This window comes from Bradyrhizobium sp. SZCCHNRI3043 (genome assembly GCF_032377735.1).
In the GTDB taxonomy this organism is placed as follows: Bacteria; Pseudomonadota; Alphaproteobacteria; order Rhizobiales; family Xanthobacteraceae; genus Bradyrhizobium.
Genome location: NZ_JAUHID010000002.1, coordinates 330,172 through 347,261, shown reverse-complemented (window position 1 = coordinate 347,261; position 17,090 = coordinate 330,172). Strand labels below are relative to the sequence as shown.

The window sequence follows — 17,090 nt, the reverse complement described above, 5'->3', positions numbered from 1 at the left end:
CGCCTCGTGGAGAATGATGAACTGATAAACTGCAGAAAATACGAACTATTTCCGTGACGATCCGAAGACGAATAAAACGCTAGGTTGCATTCTGCCCTGAGCTTACTGCCTGCTATCATATCAAAGGTTGAGTCGGACCCGCGGGAGAGCATTGCGTGAATATGCCTCGACATCTCCTGCCGACCACCGTGGTCGGAAGCTACCCGCAGCCGGATTGGCTGGTCGATCGCGCAATGCTGTCAAAGTCCGTTCCCCGCATTCGCATGCAGGGCATGTGGCGCATCCCCCGGCCGCTGCTCGACGACGCCCAGGACGATGCGACCATTGTCGCGATCCACGACATGGAACAGGCCGGGATCGACATCGTGTCGGATGGCGAGATCCGGCGCGAAAGCTACTCCAACCGGTTCGCGACTGCGCTCGACGGCGTCGATGCCGACAATCCCGCCATCATCATCTCGCCGTCCGGGATCAAGACGCCGGTGCCGCGCGTCGTCGGCCCGATCCGGCGGACACAGCCGGTCGAGCTGCGTGACATGGAGTTCCTCCGCCGTAACACCAAGCATGCCGCCAAGATCACCCTGCCCGGGCCGTTCACATTGAGCCAGCAAGCCCAGGACGACTTCTACCGTGACGACGAGGCGCTCGCGATGGCCTTCGCCGACGTCGTCAATGCCGAGGCCCGCGACCTGCAACGCGCCGGCGCCGACGTCATCCAGCTCGACGAGCCCTGGGTCCGCAACAATCCGCGGGCGGCGCGGCGCTATGCCGTCAAGGCGATCAACCGGGCGCTCGATCATATTACGGTGCCCACCATCGTTCACGTCTGCTTCGGTTATGCCGCCGTCGTGCCGGGCTCCAGCAAGCCGAGCGGATATGCGTTCCTGGCCGAGCTTGCCGATTGCCACGCCGCGCAGATCGCGATCGAGGCGGCGCAGCCGCGACTCGACCTCGGCGTTCTCAAAGATCTCTCGACCAAGACCATCGTGCTCGGCGTCCTCGATCTCGGCGATGCCGAGGTCGAGCCGGTCGCGGTCGTCGCCGAGCGCATCCGCAACGGCCTCAAAGTGGTGGCGCCGGAGCGGCTGGTCGTGGCGCCGGACTGTGGCATGAAATATCTGCCGCGTGCGACCGCCTTCGGGAAATTGAAGGCGATGTGTGGGGCGGCGGCGCGGGTGCGCGAAGAGCTCGCCTGAAAGCCCAATGTGGCAGATGCGGCGCATGTCGGGCGCGACGCTCCACGATGGCGCCACCCTGCAAACCCATTTCCGGAATAAGGCAGCCGGCGAGCGCGAGGGGTCGGCTGGCCCGATCTCGTCGCAAGGGAGGCTCCGATGGCCGTCTGCATCACGTCGAGACATGTCGCCGGTGCGATCGGCATGCTTGCCGGCGCAGCGTTGAGCGGGACCGCGATGGCCGATCCGCTCGACGACATCATGGGCGGCCTGATGCGCGACGCGCGCAGCTCGTTTGCGCGGATGGTGCCGATCGGGCTCGTACCGACCATGCCATCGCTCCAGCCACCTCCCATCCAGCAGCCAACGGCACTCCCACCATCCTCTCCGCCCGCGCTCCCGCCACAGGCTCAGACCGTCAAGCCGCAGGCCACGGCGAAACCACTGCGCCCCCGGCCGCCGCTCAGTCCCGCCGCGGCGACGCTGGCGGCTGCCCATGCTGCCGAGACGGTCGCCGACGCCAATCTCGATGCGGCGCTGGCGGCCAACGAGAAGGCCATTTCCGACCGCGACGCGGCGGAGGCGCTGGCGAAGGCCAATCCCACCGCTACCAACATCGCGGCGGCCAAGGCCGCGGCCGAGGCCGCCTACATCGCGGAGGCCAACCTCACCGACGCGCTGCTCGCCGACAAGGACGCCGACGCGCGCCTCAAGGCGGCGCGGGCCGCTCTTGCCGCGGAGCAGAGCGGCCGGAGACCGGCCGCCAAGCCGCAGGAAGCGATGCCGGTCAGCCTCGCCGACAAGTAGCCGGCATCGCGCTCACAGCGCGTCGGCTCGTTCCATCGTATCGATCGTGACCACGCCATGGGCGCGCGACACGCAGGCGCAGAGCTTGCGGTTGTCGTGCTTCTGCTCGGCGCTGAAGAACACGTCGCGATGATCGATCTCGCCCTCGACCTCGACCACGTCGACCGCGCAGACGCCGCACTCGCCGCGCCGGCAATCCGCCATGACCTCATGGCCGGCGACATTCAGCACGTCGAGCATCGAGCGGTCGCGCGGCACCACGATTTCCTCGCCGCTGCCACGCAGCCGGACCTTGAACGGCTCGGTCGACAGCCGGCCGCTCGATCCGAACGTCTCATAGCTGAGATCGGCGGGAGCGCGGCCGCACGCCGCCCACGCGCTGCGCGCGGCATCCAGCATCCGCATCGGTCCGCAGAACAGCACGGCTGCTCCGGACGGCAGACTCGAAAACAGACCGGGCAGGTCCAGCCGCTGCGACTGGTCTGCGGCATACACCGCGAGCCGGTCGCCGAGCAGCGCCGAGAGCTCATCGACATAGGCCGCCTCGCCCTGCGATCGCACCACGTAGTGCAACGAGACGTTCGGCGTCTTGCGGAGCAGCGCGTGCGCGGCCCCAACCAGCGGCGTGATGCCGATGCCGCCGGCCACCAGACAATAATGCGGACGCTGCCAGTCGACCTGCAGCAGCGAGGTCGGGCTCGCCACATCCAGCCGCGCACCGGGCTGCAGCGACCACAGATAGCGCGACCCGCCGCGGGAATCCTCGGCGAAGCGCACGGCGATCCGGTAGCCACGCGGATCCGCCTCGCCGACCAGCGAATAGGAGCGGACATCGGGCTGGCCGGCGGCGAGAACGCCGACCTTGATGTGGCTGCCAACCGCATAGGGCGCGCAGACATAGCCGTCGGGCCGCAGAATGAATTCGCGGATGCCCGGCGCGAGGTCGCGTGTCGAGACCAGGGTCGCAGGCGACCAATTGTCCTGGAATCGCATGATCGCCTCCTCAGCCGTTGGTCTGCGTCTTGATCAGCACCGCCGCCGGCACCAGGTCCATCGGACCACGCGCCTTCACGGCCAGCCGCAGATTGCGGGCGGCAAGCCGGGCATGCTCGCGCATGATCCCCTCGGCGCGCGCGCCCTCGCGGTTCTCGATCGCGTCGATGACGATGCGGTGATGCTCCTGCGCGACCACTAGGATGTGACGCGCCTCGGGGAGCGCCGATTGCGCCATCACGAAGCCGCTCGGCGAGGCGAACGGCAGCGCGCTGGCGCGGTCGACCTGACGGATCACGGGCGGACTGCGCGACAATTCGGCCAGCAAGGCATGAAAGCGCGCATTCAGCGCCACATAGGCCGAGAACCCATCGAACGAGAGCTCGGCGGGCGCGATGAGCTCGTCGATCTGGGCGAGGCATTCGCGCATCGGCTCGGTGTCGCGCACGGACACGCCGCGCTCGGCGGCGAGCCGCGCCGCCAGTCCTTCCATCGTGCCGCGCACCTCGATGGAGTCGAGCACGTCGCGCTCGGAGAACGACTTCACCATGAAGCCGCCGGACGGAATGGCCTCGAGCAGCCCCTCCTCCTCCAGCCGCACCAGCGCCATCCGCACCGGCGTGCGCGAGACGCCGGCGGCCTCGACCGCCTGCAGCTCGGAGATGCGCTCGCCAGGGCGCAAGCCGCCGGTGAGAATCAGGTCGCGCAAAGTGAGCTGCGCACGGACGGTCTGCGAGATCGAGCGCTCGCTGTCACGCTCAGCCATTCCATTTACTCCGCGGCTTCGCGCAGCGGCGTTTCGCGCGCGATCATCCGATCGATGATCCGTCGTGCCCACATTGCGCCTGCATCGATGTTGAGGTTGTAGAAAACGCGTCCTGGATTCTCGTCCATCGCACGCTGCTGCGCTTCCAGGATCAGCTCGTCCTCGCGGAAGATGCCCGACACGCCCTCGCGAATCTCCGTCGTCAGCCGCTGCTCGGAAAGCTGGTAGTTGCGGGCGAACGCCCAGAAATAGTGGCAGGTCTTGTCGGTCTCCGGCGTGATGGTGTTGAGCACCATGCCGTTGACGCCCTGCGAGCGGTCGCCCTCCGGCGCGCCCGTCCCGGTCGGGGCGACGCCGACGTCGATCGTCACCGTGCACGGCGCCTCGAAGCGGATGATCTGCCAGCGGTCGACGAGACCGGGCTTGCCGAGCTGCTTCGCCCAGAACGGCGGCGGCTCGATGCCGCGCATCCAGCGCGTCACGGTCGCGGTGCGCTCGCCATGGGTGACGTCGAACGGCGCTTCCGCCACCGCGTCGTTGCCGATCGACGAGCCGTGCACGAAGGTCTCGTGCGTGAGATCCATCAGATTGTCGACCACCAGCCGGTAGTCGCATTTGACGTGGATGGTCTTGCCATCGCCGGCCCAGGCCGGATCGTGATTCCAGTGCATGTCGGGAATGGTCGCGGGATCGGCCAGCGCCGGATCGCCCATCCACAGCCAGATGAACCGATGCCGCTCGACCGCCGGATAGGCCCGCACGCAGGCCGAGGGGTTGATGGTCTCCTGCGAGGGCATGAACGTGCAGCGGCCCTGCGGGCTGAACTTCAAGCCGTGATAGCCGCAAACAACAGTATCGCCTTCCAGCCGCCCCTTGGACAGCGGCACCAGCCGGTGCCAGCAGGCATCTTCGAGCGCGGCGATGGTGCCGTCGGCCTTACGGTACATCACGACGTGCTTGCCGCAGATCGTCCGCGGCAGCAGGGCCTGCTTGACCTCGGCGTCCCAGGCAGCGGCGTACCAGGCATTCATCGGAAAAGAAGCGGCCATGGCGTGTCCTCGTGTCGGTATACGTCCAACTGACCGCTGTATACAATAAATGGGAGACAAGGCGCAAGTTCCGCCTGTTCCATGTCTACATCTGCCATCTCTGTATACAAAACACCTTCTCAGCCGCGCGACGGTTCCGCCAGAAGGAACGAAGCTGACAGACAATCCTTTCTGATTCAGTGACTTGCGTTGATTCCTCGCCGGTCCTCGACCAGATGTCACCCGTTCGGCTTCGGCCTTCGCCGCCCAGCGAGCGCTCGATCCCTTGGCATCTTTGCCTGGCAACGGGACCACAGGCACGAGGGATCAGCCGCCCCCACGGCGAGAGCAGATCCCGCAGGCAGCGCGGCGCCAGCGAGGCAGGGTTCGACGATCACGAGTGCTCGCCCCGAAGCCACGCGGCGCCGCGTGCATAGAGCGCTTCGACTTCCGGCCCCTTCAGCCCGGGCATGTCGCGCTTCACCGTGTAGCCGATGCGCGTCTGCAGATAGGCGAGATGCCGATACCCCACGGGAAACTGCTCGAGCAGCGCACGATCCAGCGCCGGCACCGCGCCGGGTGTCACCGGGTCCATGCGATCCTTCTCATAGATCGGCTGGCGCAGCACGATGCCCCATTTGCCCGCGCGCTTCTCGAGAAAGTCGTAGAAGCGGCCGGTGCAGAGCACGTCGCAAACGACGCCTTCGACTTCGGCGCGCTGTGAGATCGTCATCTTGGTCTGCGCGATCGCGCGCTGGCCGGCGAGATCGACCGAGATGCCGCCGAGAAAGTGCAGGATGTTCACACCCTTGGCCCAGGCCGCCTTGCTGATCTCGATGAACTCGTCGCCGGTGCCCTGCGTCCACGTCGCCATCATCCGCCCATCCGGATGCCACACCGTGCGGAAACGCTCCCAATCGCCGGCATCGCGCCAGATCGCCCAATTCTGCAACAGCTCGCGGATCTGACGGTCGTCCTCGATTTCGGCGGCGGTCTTGGTCATGTGCATTTCCTCTGTGTTGTGCGGCTGCTGGATACATGGATCGGAGCAGCGCTGCAAAACTCACATTGCTGGTGATGAAGTCCAAGACGCGCCAAGCATTCAGTGTCGTCCCGGGCAAGTCCGACAACGCGGAGCGTTGCCGGACGCCGACCCGGGATCCATACGCCGCGGCGGATGCGGCTGGGCGAGAATGGTCGACCATCGTGCCTCGCACATCTCCTTGGGGTTATGATCTCGGATCGGCGCGCGCGTTGCGCGCTTGTCCGGGACGACAGTTGAGTAAATGTCGACACCTTCGGCCTCATCACGGAGGCGAAGTGATAAGCATCTTTCATCCCGCGGCACGTCGTGCCCGGGTGATGCAGCATTCGTGTCCCTCTGAACAAAGAGAGGGCGCGAGGAAGGCCGGACCTCGGCTGAGGCCCGTGGCCCGCCTGCTCAAAAGAATGCAGGCGGCAGGTACCACAGGTACAGCCGGACAGACCCGGCCTTCCCCGCGCGACGGTGTTAACGGTGTCCTTCGTGCTCTCCCTGGGGATCGGCTTTCTTGCCCCCATCGCCCGCGCGTGCCGTCAAGCAACGCTCACGGACTTGACCTCAGCGTCGAGAGGCCAGGACCACACGACTTCGCCGTCCGTGCCGTCTGCGCTCGTCTGGCACAGCCGTCACGTCCATCGCAGCCCACCTCCACGTTCGTGACGACGCGTACGTCCCTCTGCTCGAGGCGGGTTGCGCCGACATAAGCACAGTTTCTGAAAAACAGCAATCAAAATCTTTCCAATCGGCAGGCCGCCTGCCCCGAAACAGCGCGAGAAGCTCATCGTTCGGCCGTTCGGTCGCTCCTAAGGCCTTTCCCCTGAACGACCAAAGCGATCGCATTTGCGTCGTTGATGTCCGCAGCCGTTGCTGAGCTCTCATGGTCCGAGGGCCGCGGCAAGCGGCGGTCTCAGAGGACGGCCGCAGGCGCCGCCAGCACTGCGCTCTTGTCCATCTGCGATCCCCCTCCCCCACAGCCGTGCATGATGGCCTACGAATCGTCGGGTCACCTCGCCGGCCTTGCCATCGTGCGCCAGCTCTCTGACCGCCTATTCCGGAATCCGTGCGATCAGCTGATGATGGGCATTGACGCCGATGTCGCCGCGCTGCGCGCCATGAGCCGCACCGTCGCTGTGATAGACGAGCAGTACGGCGTTGTCGTGGGTCAGAGGCTGCGGCGCCATGATCGTCAGCTTGGCCTTGCCATCTGCGCTGGCCACGAAGTCATTGGTCGTGGCAGTGCCGTCGAGCGGCGTGAAGCCGACAGGCTTCTGGTCGAAATGGTTTTCGAACAGGCTGTAATGGCCGCCCGGCTTCAGATGATCGAAGCTCATGGCAATCTCGACCTTGCCGCCAGCCGCCGGCGTGAGCGTCACGCTGCCGCTCGCCGCCAGCCAGTCGCCGAGCGTGAAGCCGATCGCCTCTCCCTTGGCATTGGAGATTGCAACGGTCATCGCATCCTGATCGATGAAGGCTGGCCGGAAGCCGGCGACATGCGAGATGTTCTGCGGCCCGACGGCGACCGGCGCTGCCGCGTCCGCGACGAAGGCATGGGGATCGACCGACTTCGGCTGCTTTGTCTCGGCCGAGAAGAATGCAGCATGCGTGACGAAGGTCAGATGGCTCGCATCGGCCGCCATGCTGGGGCCGGAGGCAGCGAGTGACGCGAGCAGCAGCACCGGGCCGGCCCACGAGATCAGATTCTTCGATCGTTGCATCGTCCTATTCTCCTGGCGCCGCGTGCATGTCGACGCGCGCGATGCGCGTCCTGGCGGGCCTGCCCGCGCCGAAGCCCTGCTGGCTGTTCGCTTCGAACGCGACAAAGGTTACGCCCGCTGCCGCCCATGTTCGTGGCGCGCAGCACTGCGAACTCAGTCCTGGGCAAAGACGCGTGGCGCGATCGAGAGGAACATGCGGCGGCCAAACAGGGCGGCCACCCCCATGAGCAGGACCGCCGTTCCGACGTTCCACATCAGGATCATCACCGAGGCGTCGATGGTATGGAACAGCGCGAGCGCCGTCGACGTGATCGCAGAGACGGCGAGGCTTCCCATCAGAGCGACCATGGTGGGACGAAGCCGCGCGGCATAGCGCAGCATCACCAGCAAGGCCAGCGACAGCGGCAGACTCGTCACCGCGAGCGTCGTGAAGCAGCGCGCCGCTTCGCCCGGACTCATGCCGTCGGGACCGATCGAGACCCAGTCCGTCAGACACTGATAGCCGATGTTGGACAGCCAGAGCGCAAGCGCCGGCAGCGGCAGGAGCATCCAGAGTCGCGAGCGATCGGGAAGACTGACCAGGAACGCCGCGATCACCGCCAGCACGCCGGTCAGGATCGATCCCAGGAGGCTGGTGACGAAGGGCGCATCGTGCAGGCGCTGCGCCAGATCCGGACGGATCCCCTGGTTGACGGCGAGCAACGCCACGATGGCGGCTGCTCCCAGCAGCCAGCCGCAGGCGCGCAGCAGCGGCGGCCGCAGCCGTCTCACCGGCCGCATGTCGGTCGCAAGGGAGTCGATCAGGTCATCGGTCTTGATCATGGCTCGTTCCGCGGAATGAGCAGCTTCTGAAGGCTCTTCAGAGCGCGGTGCATATTGACTTTCAGGGAGGTCGTGGACATTCCGGTCGCCGCCGAGGCCTCCCTGAGCGACAGCTCCTTGAGCTTGAGCAGCCGCACGGCCTGTTGCTGGGCCGGCGGAAGGTTGCCGATCGCCCGCTCCAGTTCGCGGCGGTCAGGGGCCGCCTCCGCACTGGTCTCGGGCTCGGCTGCAATCTCGTGCTCCGGCGCCAGCGCGATCTCTCGCCCACGCTGGCGGACCTGCCGCCGCACCCGATCGATCAGTCGACGGTTGGCGATGGTCACCAGCCACGGCGCGAACGGGCGCGTCGGATCATAGGTGTGGCGGATCGAATGAATGGTCAACAGCACGTCCTGCACCGCGTCCTCGATGTCGCTGCGGTCGTTGCAGCGCCGGGCCGCGAGCGAGCGCAGATACGGCGTGATCTCCTGCAGCAGCCGCTGATAGGCGACGCGATCACCCTCCTGGGCATGCGCCATCAGGATCGCCCAATCGAGCGCCCGCCGCCCCGGCTTAACCTCGGCACGCGCCTGATGGTCGGCCGCCGCGACGAGCCTCAGCCGCGGTGCGGGACCGCCCGGATCACTGCTCATCGGCGCCCTCCGCCTTTCGACCGAACGACGCCGCGAGACGATCGAGACTGACAGGCCCCGGCCCCAGGGCGATGATCGCAACGGCCATCGCAGCCCATGGCAGATGAAAATTGGCCCAGCCGTCGGGGACCACGAGCTGAATGATTGCGGTCATCATCAGAAGCCCGAGCGCGCTCAGCCGGGTCGCGAGCCCGGCCACGAGAAGCACGGGCAGCACGATCTCGGCCACGCCATCGAAGAACGCGAAGGCCGTAGGCCAGGGAAGATCGTAGGCCTGCCCGAACACATGCAGCTTGAACTCATCCTCGAACAGATAGGAAGCGGCCGGCGACAGCGACAGCAACCCATCCCACTTGGTCAGGCCGGATCTGAAGAACGGGACCGCCAGCGCGATCCGCAGCACCGGCGGCGCCACGGTCCCCGCCAAGCGAGCGAGCCGATCCGCGACGTCACGCACGACGACGGCGAGGGCTGGAATGGTTGCGGCCGTTCTCATGCCGTCCCCGCCATCGGCGCGAGGTCGAAGCCGATCACGGCTCCGCTGTGGATCAGGTCGTGGAGAGTTCCGGCCAGCTCGAACCGGACGTCGGCGCGCAGCGCATTCTCGAGCGCCGTCAGGACCGATCGGCCAGCCAGGAGGGCCTCGACGAAAGCGAGGCTGCCCGCGGGGATCGAGCGGACCACGACATCAGCGTCCGGACGGACGATCAGCGCGGCCTCTCGGGCGGCGAGATCTACTGGGCCAGGAATTCCTCCAACCGCATTCATCTGCCAAATCGTGAGCGCAGGAAACGATGAGCCGACGAGCCGCAACGACGGATGAAACCGCAGGCGAAGCCCGGGCAGATCGGCCGGCGCAACGGCTGCGAAGGCCGCCAGTGTGACCGGCCCGGCCTCGGCGGCGTGATAGGCCTCCGTCCAGGCGCGCTCGATCCGCGCGACATCCGCCAGATAGCGCAGCGCCGATGCCGGCGCGAAGCCGTGGATGAACGCGGCGAAGCCGGCGCCGTAATCGAGCAGGATGGGAGAGCGCGGAAGCTCGGAGACGACATAGCGGCGCGCCATGGCCTGGAAGAACTCCGCTCCGACGATGCGATGCACTGCGGGATAGGCGTCCTTCAGCGTGGCCGTCAAGCCGACCACGACGTTGTTGCGGTAGACGCCGAACCGTCGCCGGCTCAGCGTGCCGTCCGGCCCGACCAGACCGGCGGGCACCGGCTGCTCGGGGTCGAGCAGCGCCCGCGCAAAGCTGCCGAGAGGTTCAGCAGGCGGCGGCATCACGCCACCTCCGTCACTTGCATCTGCATGATCGCCTCGGCGCGGCTGGCATCTTCCGCGAGCACCGGCCAGGGTGGCACCTCGGCGTCCCACTCGATCAGCGTCGGCACGGGGCCGATCGACCGGATGGCGCGCGCATACAGCGCCCAGACCACGTCGTCGACCGGACGGTCATGGGTATCGATAAGGAGCGGCTGTCCGTGCTCGTCTTCCTCGCGCGCGTGACCGGCGAGATGGATCTGCAGCACATGCCCAAGCGGAAACGCGTCGAGATAGGAATACGGATCCCACTGCTGATTAGTTGCGGCGACGTGCACGTTGTTGACGTCGAGCAGGAGTCCGCAGCCGGTGCGGCGCGCGATCTCGGCAATGAAGGCGGGCTCGGACCAGTTGCTCTCGGCGAACGCGACATAGGTGGACGGATTTTCGAGCAGCATGCGGCGGCCGAGCGCGCTCTGCACCTCGTCGATATTGGCGCAGATGCGGTTCAGGGTTTCCGTCGTGTAAGGGACCGGAAGCAGATCGTTGAAGAACCCGGACTCGTGCGACGACCACGCGAGGTGTTCCGAGAACAATCCGGGCTCGTAGCGCGCGATCAATTGGCGGAGGCGGCCGAGATGGGCTTGGTCGAGCGGGCGATCGGCGCCGATCGACAATCCGACGCCGTGAAGCGACAGCGGATAGCGCTCGCGAATAGCCATGAGGTAGCGGTGCGGCGGTCCGCCCGCGCCCATGTAGTTCTCGGCATGCACTTCGAAGAAGCCGATGTCGGGCGATGTTTCGACGATGCAGCGGTAGTGCTCGGCCTTCAGGCCGACGCCCCCCCGTGCAGGGATCCCTGCAGCCGTCGAGAATTGCGAGCGTGACACGTGCAGTCTCCGATCAAGAAGTGAGGCGGGCCGCGCGCAGCCCGCCCGCGGCATCAGGCCTTCGGCGTGAGGCTTCCCGATCCCTTCGGGGTCTGCATCGTCGTGCAGGTGCCCTTGGGTTCGAGCTTGAAGGCATTGCCCTGATAGTCCGCCGTGCTCGTGCCCGCGCAGGTCGTGCCGGCGCCCGCGAAGCAATCGTTCTGGCCCTTCAGCGCGACGCCGAAGCACTTCTCCATCTTGCCGTCCTTCATGGCCTTCATGGTCTCGGCCTGCTTGGCCTTCATCATCTTTTCCATGTCGCCCTTGGCCATCATCTCCGCCGAGGCGGACGTCACGGCAAGCGTGCCGGCGGCGACCGCGAATGCGCCGACAATCATTGCGGACAGCGTGCGATTGGACATGCGTGTTCCTCCATTCTCAGGGTTCAGCCTGCGGACATTGCAGGCGTCTGGCGGCCATCGGCACGCCTGCACATTGGTTCGCTCGGATGCGGCGGAAGGTTACGTCGCCGCGTTCGAGATGGCGTCCCTCAATTGCGCCTGAGATAGGCGAATAGATCGGCGGCCGCCGACGACGACCAATCGGCGGCGCCCTGGAGGTATCCGATGACGAGGCCCGAAGCGGAGATCAGGTAGGTGATCGGCATTCCATGGAGGATGAACGGCGCGGTCCTGCCGCTGCCGTCGCCCTGCTGGGCCACATATCCGTTCGGATCGAGGCAGATCGGCAGCGTCTTCAGCCCAAGCGACCCGACGAAACGACCGACACGGTCGCGATCGCTCCGGTCTTCGGACACCGCGACGACCTGCAGGCGATCATGGGCGACGCTGCGCGCGAGTTGATCCAGCACCGGCAGTTCGGTGCGGCAGGCCGCGCACCATGAGGCGAAGAAGTTCAGCAGGATCGGCGCGCCGCGCAGCGCGGCCAGATCGAGCGTCCCGCCCTCGAGGCGAAACAGCCTCACCGGCGGCAGGCTCTGTTGCGGCCGCAGCAAGATGAGCTGATGGCGCCCGTCCGCGAAGGCCGGCACGTCATCGTGAGGCGGCGCAGCCAGGGCGGATCCCGCGCCCGCCATGAGGACCGACAGCAGGCCGCCGGTCACATCGCGCCGGCTCGCCACGCTCATTCCGTCACCTCCTCGACGACGAGAACGGGCGACGACTGCGGCACGGCGGGACGGAATGCGATGAAGAAGAACAGCGGATTGGGTAGCCAGTACAGCCAGCCGATCGACGGCTCACGCCGGCCATCCGGAAGCCGAAGGTCCAGCCAAACGTACAAGAACTTGTAGATGCACAGCCCGGGGATCCAGTTCAGCCGAAGATGGCCCGTCTTCAGGTAACGCCGCCGGATGTAGAGATTTCCTTCGAACGGCGTGATGCCCCAGAGTCCGACCGGCCCCTCGGCAATCACCTCGCCGCTCGGCCGGTGCGTGATGCGCACGATGCGCGGGCGTGTGATTTGCAATCGGATACCTCCGCTGACCGCTCCGGACCATGTCGTTCCGACGGTTCGATCGCGGACCTGGAAAGGTTACCTGGCAGCTTGTCACGGCGGAGCAGATATCCGCGGCGCAAATCCGGCTACGGCGGCCCGAGCCTCGACTGGCCTCACGGCTGACGAATCCGGATCGAGATCACACGCCCTGCCCGATCGCAGCGTCGCCGATCACGAGCGGACCGAGACGAAGGCAGGTTCGCGTGATCAGACTCTCCAGCTTGGCCGGCGTGAGCTGCTGCGACATCTTCGCGACGCAGGTGAACCCGACCGCCTCGGCGGCGCTCCCGGCTGCGAAAACGAATGCCAGCAGGACGAGCGCGTCCGATATCACGAACGGCGTGATGGCTTTCATGCAATTCCCCCTGCCGCAGGACCCGCGGCGGCAAGCCTCACGACACGTCCATACGATATGACTGCGCCAAGACCACAACCGTTGGCGGAACCGACCCGCTGCAGACCACCTGAAAAAAATCTGCTGGAAACGCCGGCCGTCGTGTCGGCATGTGCGCATGCGGACCGTCCTTGGGTCAGCCGTATCGATACGAGCTGGCTTGAGCACTCCCAAATGGCCGCCTATCCAAGGTTGAAGCGTGGCCTGCACCCGGACCGGAGAGGACCCCTGCGATGCCGACGAACAAAAACACGATCTGCCTGTGGTTCGACAAGGACGCCGAGGCGGCCGCGCGGTTCTATGCCGAGGTGTTTCCCGACAGCCACGTGGCCTCGGTGCACCGCGCGCCGGGCGACTATCCGTCCGGCAAGGCCGGCGACGTGCTGACAGTGCAATTCACGGTGTGTGGCATCCCCTGTCTCGGCCTCAATGGCGGCCCCGCGTTCACCCACAACGAATCGTTCTCGTTCCAGATCGCCACCGACGATCAGGCGGAGACGGACCGCTATTGGAATGCCATCGTTGGCCATGGCGGCCAGGAAAGCCAGTGCGGCTGGTGCAAGGACAAATGGGGCATCTCCTGGCAGATCACGCCGCGCGCACTCACCGACGCGATGGCGGCCGGCGGAGCCGAGGCCAAGCGCGTGTTCGCCGCGATGATGACGATGAAGAAGATCGACGTCGCCGCCATCGAGGCGGCGCGGCGGGGATGACCTTGCCAGCCGGAGCGCAGCATCGCCGCGCTCCGGCGTCACGGGCGCAGGCTGCCGCCACGATGGCGCGCAGGCAGCCGTTCGACGCCAGAGCCTCGGGACGAAACAAATGACGCCGCCGGGGGAACCATGGGATGGCCAGCAGATTGGTTCCATGACGCAATCCCCCCACCCGGAGACATCTCATCACCATGAAGATTCTTACGATCACTCTCGCAGTAGCCGCGAGCACATTGATGGCTGCAGCCGCCTCCGCTGCCCCGCTCACGGCCGGTATATCGGTCCTCCCGGAGAGCAGCATCCAGCAGGTTCGCCTGGTCTGCAACGCGAACGGCCGCTGCTGGCGCCAAAGCCGCGAACGCCGTGTCATCATCCGCGAAGACCGCGGCGCCTACGGCTATGGCCGGCACGAGCGGCGTGGCTATGAAGAGCGTGGCTATGAAGATCGTGGCGGCATCGGCATCCGCGCGCCCGGCGTGAGCGTCGGAATCGGCCGATAACACGCCCGACGTTCCGACTCATGCCAAGGCATCGCGGTCAGAACTGCACATGATCCACAAATGAGCCAGGCGTCCGACGTTCGCATGTCGATGCAACGATGCTACGAACATCGGATGAGCCGCCAGGCCAGACTCGCTCTCGCCTCAGGCGATGGCGGCGACCAGATCCTCACGACAAATAGTTTCGGCTGGACCTCGCTATTGCGCGCGCGCACACCATATATTGATGATCACCGCGCGTCCTCCGGCTGCCATCGGTGACTGAGAGCCATGCGCTCCCGCCGCGACCAGAAGGCGGACAGCATGTCGAAAACCTCGAACACCTCTTCGAACACCACCACGTCCAGTGCGCGCGTGGTTGGTGCGACCGCTCCTGGCGCCGCCATTCTTTGGGCTGCTGATCGTCGCCGCGATTCTGATCCGGTGGCCGCCGTTCGCAGCGGGGCGCTTGCGCCAGTTCACCCCGACAAGCCCTCCGAGCCGGCCAAGCGAGAGCGGTCATCGCTGCACGCGACGCTCGCCACCAGGGCGGAGAATGCGTTGGAGACGGCGGGCCTGATGCAGCAGGGCGGCGAGCGCGCTGCCGCGATCAGGAAGGCGACCATCCTCGCGAACGCCGCCGAGATACTCGGGCATTTCAACGGAAGTGTCCGCTCGCGAACGAAGTGACGCTGGGGCGGCCTGCTCCTGCGTACCATCGTGCCCTCCGAGGGCGGCATCCGGTACAAGGACATGTCAGCCAATGCTCGAGATCAACCTCACCACAGAGCCTCCTCACGGCACGGTCGTGGATCCCGACTTTCTGCTGACGGAAATCATCGGGCTGAAGCGCCTGCTCGTCGAGGCCGAGAGCAATGCCAAGACCCGGTCCGAGCAGGCCGAAATCGAGGCGAGAGAACGCGAGACGGCGAGCAGGCTGCAAAAGCTCATTCTTGAGGAGCTGCACCATCGCATCAAGAATACGCTCGCGACCGTCACCGCCATCGTCTCCCAGAGCCTCCGCAACGTGCCGGCGACCAAGGATGCACAGCATGCCATCTCCGGGCGGCTCCTGGCCCTCGGACGGGCACACGATCTCCTCCTGCAAGCGAAATTGTCCAGCGGCGATCTCCGCACGGTGATCCGTACGTCCGTCCAGGCCTTCGACACGCCCGACGACTCACGCTTTGCGATCACCGGGCCCGACGTGCTGGTGACGCCGGATGCCGTCATCGCCATCGCGATGACGCTCAACGAGCTGTGCACGAACGCCCTGAAGTTCGGTGCGCTGTCCGTGCCGGAAGGACGCGTCGATCTGCTGTGGACCGTCGACCAAAGCCGGGTCCGCTTCGCCTGGACCGAAAGAAACGGCCCGGTCGTTCAACAGCCCGCCAGCCGAAGCTTCGGAACCCGGCTGATCGAAACGCTCGGCGTGCAGCTCGGCGGCGAGGTTCAGTTGACCTATGCGCCGTCAGGGCTCTCCTACACGTTCGACGCGCCGATCGCCGTTCTCGACTCTCCCGTGAGACCGCCGATGCACGCAACAGAAAGGGATCTCCGATGTCGCTGAGCCAATTTAGCGTCGATGAGCAGCCGCATACGATGGACGGATTGCGCCTGCTCGCCCAGGATGGCGCCGTCGGCGTCGAGGCCTTCGTCAGCCGCAAGGTGATGGACATCTGGGCCGAGTCGATCGAGCACACGGGCGGCCGGCAGAGCCTGTTTCGTGTCCAATACAATGCGCTGGGACAATTGAACCTTGCTGCGATCGAGCGGATCGTGAGCAGGAAATATCGGCGCGGCGCCGCATCCAACCGTCAGCATCCCTTCATCGAGGTGTTGTTCTCGGATATCGCCGACAGCGGTGAAACGCTCGATCTGAGCGAGCTGGTGCGAGAGCCATTGCCGCCGTCATTCCATCGGCTTGCGTGAGGCAGACGGACGGCGCACCTCAGGTCTGACCGATCAGGGTGTGCGCGGACGCGGCGCAGATCTCCTCGAGGAAGTCGAGGAAGGCGCGGGCGCGCGAGGAGATCAGCTTGCGGCTCGGAAAGATCGCGGTCAGCTGGGCGGCGCGAGTGTCGAACGCGACCCCCCTGCCGATCTCGACCAGCCGGCCCTCGCCGAGCAGCTCGACGCAATAGTGCTCCGGCAGAAAGGAAATGCCGGCGCCGTGGGCGACGGCGCGGCGCACCGCCAGCGGATTGTTGATGCGGGCGACATGCGCACCGACGTCGAAGCGGACGAGATGGCCGTGCTGCTTGATCGTCAGGGTGCGATCGCCATAGCGCCGCTCGCAGATCATGAGATGGCGCTCCAGCGCGCGGACGTCCTCGCCGATGTCGTGCGCGGCGAGATAGGCGGGGCTGGTCACCCAGATCAGGCGGCCGCCGATCAGCACCTTCTGCGCCAGTTCGGAATTCTCCTGCACGCCGACCACGACCGCGATGTCGAAGCGGTCGGCCAGCATGTCGATCGCCCGCGTGGTGGCCTCGACATCGAGCTCGATGCGCGGATAGCGGCGGTGGAATTCGGCGAGCTGCGGCGCCAGGATCTCCTCGCAGAACGCCGGCGGCAGCGCCACCGACAGTCGGCCGCTGGGCACGCCGACCAGCCCGGTCATGACCGCGTCGGCCTCAGAGACCTGATCCAGGATCTTCTGACATTGCTGGAAGAACAGCTCGCCCTCGCGGGTCACCCGGACGCGCCGCGAGTTGCGGTCGAACAGCCGGATGCCGAGATCCTGCTCGAGCCGGGCGACCGATTTGCTGACCGAGGATTTCGGCATGCCCAGGGACCGCGAGGCGCCGGTCATGCCGCCGGTCGCGACCACCGCATGGAACACCGGAATGTCCTCGATCCGCCATTTCATCCTAGAGC

22 protein-coding genes are annotated in these 17,090 nt (G+C 66.1%); 7 read left to right on the top strand and 15 right to left on the bottom strand.

The window, feature by feature from the left end; genetic code table 11:
* Nucleotides 1-161: 161 nt before the first annotated feature.
* Nucleotides 162-1,196, top strand: a complete 1,035-nt coding sequence (locus QX124_RS07395) for a cobalamin-independent methionine synthase II family protein (RefSeq protein WP_315796920.1) — start codon at nt 162-164, stop codon at nt 1,194-1,196.
* Nucleotides 1,197-1,334: 138 nt separating this feature from the next.
* On the top strand, nt 1,335-1,982 hold the full coding sequence (locus QX124_RS07390) for a hypothetical protein (RefSeq protein WP_315796794.1): 648 nt from the start codon (nt 1,335-1,337) through the stop codon (nt 1,980-1,982).
* 12 nt (nt 1,983-1,994) lie between these two features.
* Here the strand turns inward: QX124_RS07390 and QX124_RS07385 are convergent, their stop codons facing one another.
* The 14 genes from QX124_RS07385 to QX124_RS07320 form a co-directional block, all read right to left on the bottom strand.
* Complete coding sequence (locus QX124_RS07385; RefSeq protein WP_315796793.1) at nt 1,995-2,975, bottom strand: PDR/VanB family oxidoreductase; 981 nt, start codon at nt 2,973-2,975, stop codon at nt 1,995-1,997.
* Nucleotides 2,976-2,985: 10 nt separating this feature from the next.
* Nucleotides 2,986-3,741 carry a GntR family transcriptional regulator gene (locus QX124_RS07380; protein ID WP_315738426.1) on the bottom strand — a complete coding sequence of 252 codons (756 nt, stop codon included), beginning with the start codon at nt 3,739-3,741 and terminating at the stop codon, nt 2,986-2,988.
* Nucleotides 3,742-3,746: 5 nt separating this feature from the next.
* Nucleotides 3,747-4,790: an aromatic ring-hydroxylating dioxygenase subunit alpha gene (locus QX124_RS07375; RefSeq protein ID WP_315738427.1), complete on the bottom strand. Its 1,044-nt coding sequence runs from the start codon at nt 4,788-4,790 to the stop codon at nt 3,747-3,749.
* Nucleotides 4,791-5,163: 373 nt separating this feature from the next.
* A complete protein-coding gene (locus QX124_RS07370; protein ID WP_315738428.1) occupies nt 5,164-5,772 on the bottom strand; it encodes a nuclear transport factor 2 family protein in 609 nt (202 codons plus the stop codon).
* Between the two features lie 1,085 nt (nt 5,773-6,857).
* Nucleotides 6,858-7,526: a hypothetical protein gene (locus QX124_RS07365; protein WP_315796792.1), complete on the bottom strand. Its 669-nt coding sequence runs from the start codon at nt 7,524-7,526 to the stop codon at nt 6,858-6,860.
* 153 nt (nt 7,527-7,679) lie between these two features.
* The gene (locus QX124_RS07360; RefSeq protein ID WP_315796791.1) at nt 7,680-8,348 is read right to left on the bottom strand and encodes a DUF1109 domain-containing protein; all 669 of its coding nucleotides are present in this window, start codon (nt 8,346-8,348) and stop codon (nt 7,680-7,682) included.
* A complete protein-coding gene (locus tag QX124_RS07355; protein ID WP_315796790.1) occupies nt 8,345-8,980 on the bottom strand; it encodes a sigma-70 family RNA polymerase sigma factor in 636 nt (211 codons plus the stop codon). The genes QX124_RS07360 and QX124_RS07355 overlap by 4 nt, the downstream gene beginning before the upstream one ends.
* Complete coding sequence (locus QX124_RS07350) at nt 8,970-9,476, bottom strand: DoxX family protein (protein ID WP_315755483.1); 507 nt, start codon at nt 9,474-9,476, stop codon at nt 8,970-8,972. Before QX124_RS07350 ends, QX124_RS07355 begins: the two co-directional genes overlap by 11 nt.
* Nucleotides 9,473-10,258 carry a DNA-binding domain-containing protein gene (locus QX124_RS07345; RefSeq protein WP_315796789.1) on the bottom strand — a complete coding sequence of 262 codons (786 nt, stop codon included), beginning with the start codon at nt 10,256-10,258 and terminating at the stop codon, nt 9,473-9,475. The genes QX124_RS07350 and QX124_RS07345 overlap by 4 nt, the downstream gene beginning before the upstream one ends.
* Nucleotides 10,258-11,127, bottom strand: a complete 870-nt coding sequence (locus QX124_RS07340) for a DUF692 domain-containing protein (protein WP_315796788.1) — start codon at nt 11,125-11,127, stop codon at nt 10,258-10,260. Before QX124_RS07340 ends, QX124_RS07345 begins: the two co-directional genes overlap by 1 nt.
* Before the next feature lie 53 nt (nt 11,128-11,180).
* On the bottom strand, nt 11,181-11,528 hold the full coding sequence (locus QX124_RS07335; protein WP_315738435.1) for a DUF2282 domain-containing protein: 348 nt from the start codon (nt 11,526-11,528) through the stop codon (nt 11,181-11,183).
* Nucleotides 11,529-11,656: 128 nt separating this feature from the next.
* Nucleotides 11,657-12,229, bottom strand: a complete 573-nt coding sequence (locus QX124_RS07330) for a TlpA disulfide reductase family protein (RefSeq protein WP_315796787.1) — start codon at nt 12,227-12,229, stop codon at nt 11,657-11,659.
* Between the two features lie 20 nt (nt 12,230-12,249).
* Nucleotides 12,250-12,594, bottom strand: a complete 345-nt coding sequence (locus tag QX124_RS07325) for a hypothetical protein (protein ID WP_315772081.1) — start codon at nt 12,592-12,594, stop codon at nt 12,250-12,252.
* A gap of 169 nt (nt 12,595-12,763) precedes the next feature.
* Nucleotides 12,764-12,979: a hypothetical protein gene (locus tag QX124_RS07320; protein ID WP_315796786.1), complete on the bottom strand. Its 216-nt coding sequence runs from the start codon at nt 12,977-12,979 to the stop codon at nt 12,764-12,766.
* Between the two features lie 272 nt (nt 12,980-13,251).
* On the opposite strand from QX124_RS07320, the gene QX124_RS07315 reads away from it, so the two are divergent.
* The 5 genes from QX124_RS07315 (at nt 13,252) to QX124_RS07295 (ending at nt 16,142) form a co-directional block, all read left to right on the top strand.
* Nucleotides 13,252-13,731: a VOC family protein gene (locus QX124_RS07315; protein WP_315796785.1), complete on the top strand. Its 480-nt coding sequence runs from the start codon at nt 13,252-13,254 to the stop codon at nt 13,729-13,731.
* 191 nt (nt 13,732-13,922) lie between these two features.
* Complete coding sequence (locus QX124_RS07310) at nt 13,923-14,231, top strand: hypothetical protein (RefSeq protein ID WP_315796784.1); 309 nt, start codon at nt 13,923-13,925, stop codon at nt 14,229-14,231.
* A gap of 270 nt (nt 14,232-14,501) precedes the next feature.
* A complete protein-coding gene (locus QX124_RS07305) occupies nt 14,502-14,900 on the top strand; it encodes a hypothetical protein (protein WP_315772074.1) in 399 nt (132 codons plus the stop codon).
* 73 nt (nt 14,901-14,973) lie between these two features.
* Nucleotides 14,974-15,780, top strand: coding sequence for a sensor histidine kinase (locus QX124_RS07300; protein ID WP_315796783.1), 807 nt, complete (start codon nt 14,974-14,976; stop codon nt 15,778-15,780).
* On the top strand, nt 15,771-16,142 hold the full coding sequence (locus QX124_RS07295; RefSeq protein WP_315796782.1) for a signal transduction histidine kinase: 372 nt from the start codon (nt 15,771-15,773) through the stop codon (nt 16,140-16,142). The genes QX124_RS07300 and QX124_RS07295 overlap by 10 nt, the downstream gene beginning before the upstream one ends.
* Nucleotides 16,143-16,161: 19 nt before the next feature.
* On the opposite strand, the gene QX124_RS07290 is transcribed toward QX124_RS07295, so the two are convergent.
* Complete coding sequence (locus QX124_RS07290) at nt 16,162-17,082, bottom strand: LysR family transcriptional regulator (RefSeq protein ID WP_315796781.1); 921 nt, start codon at nt 17,080-17,082, stop codon at nt 16,162-16,164.
* Nucleotides 17,083-17,090: the final 8 nt, after the last annotated feature.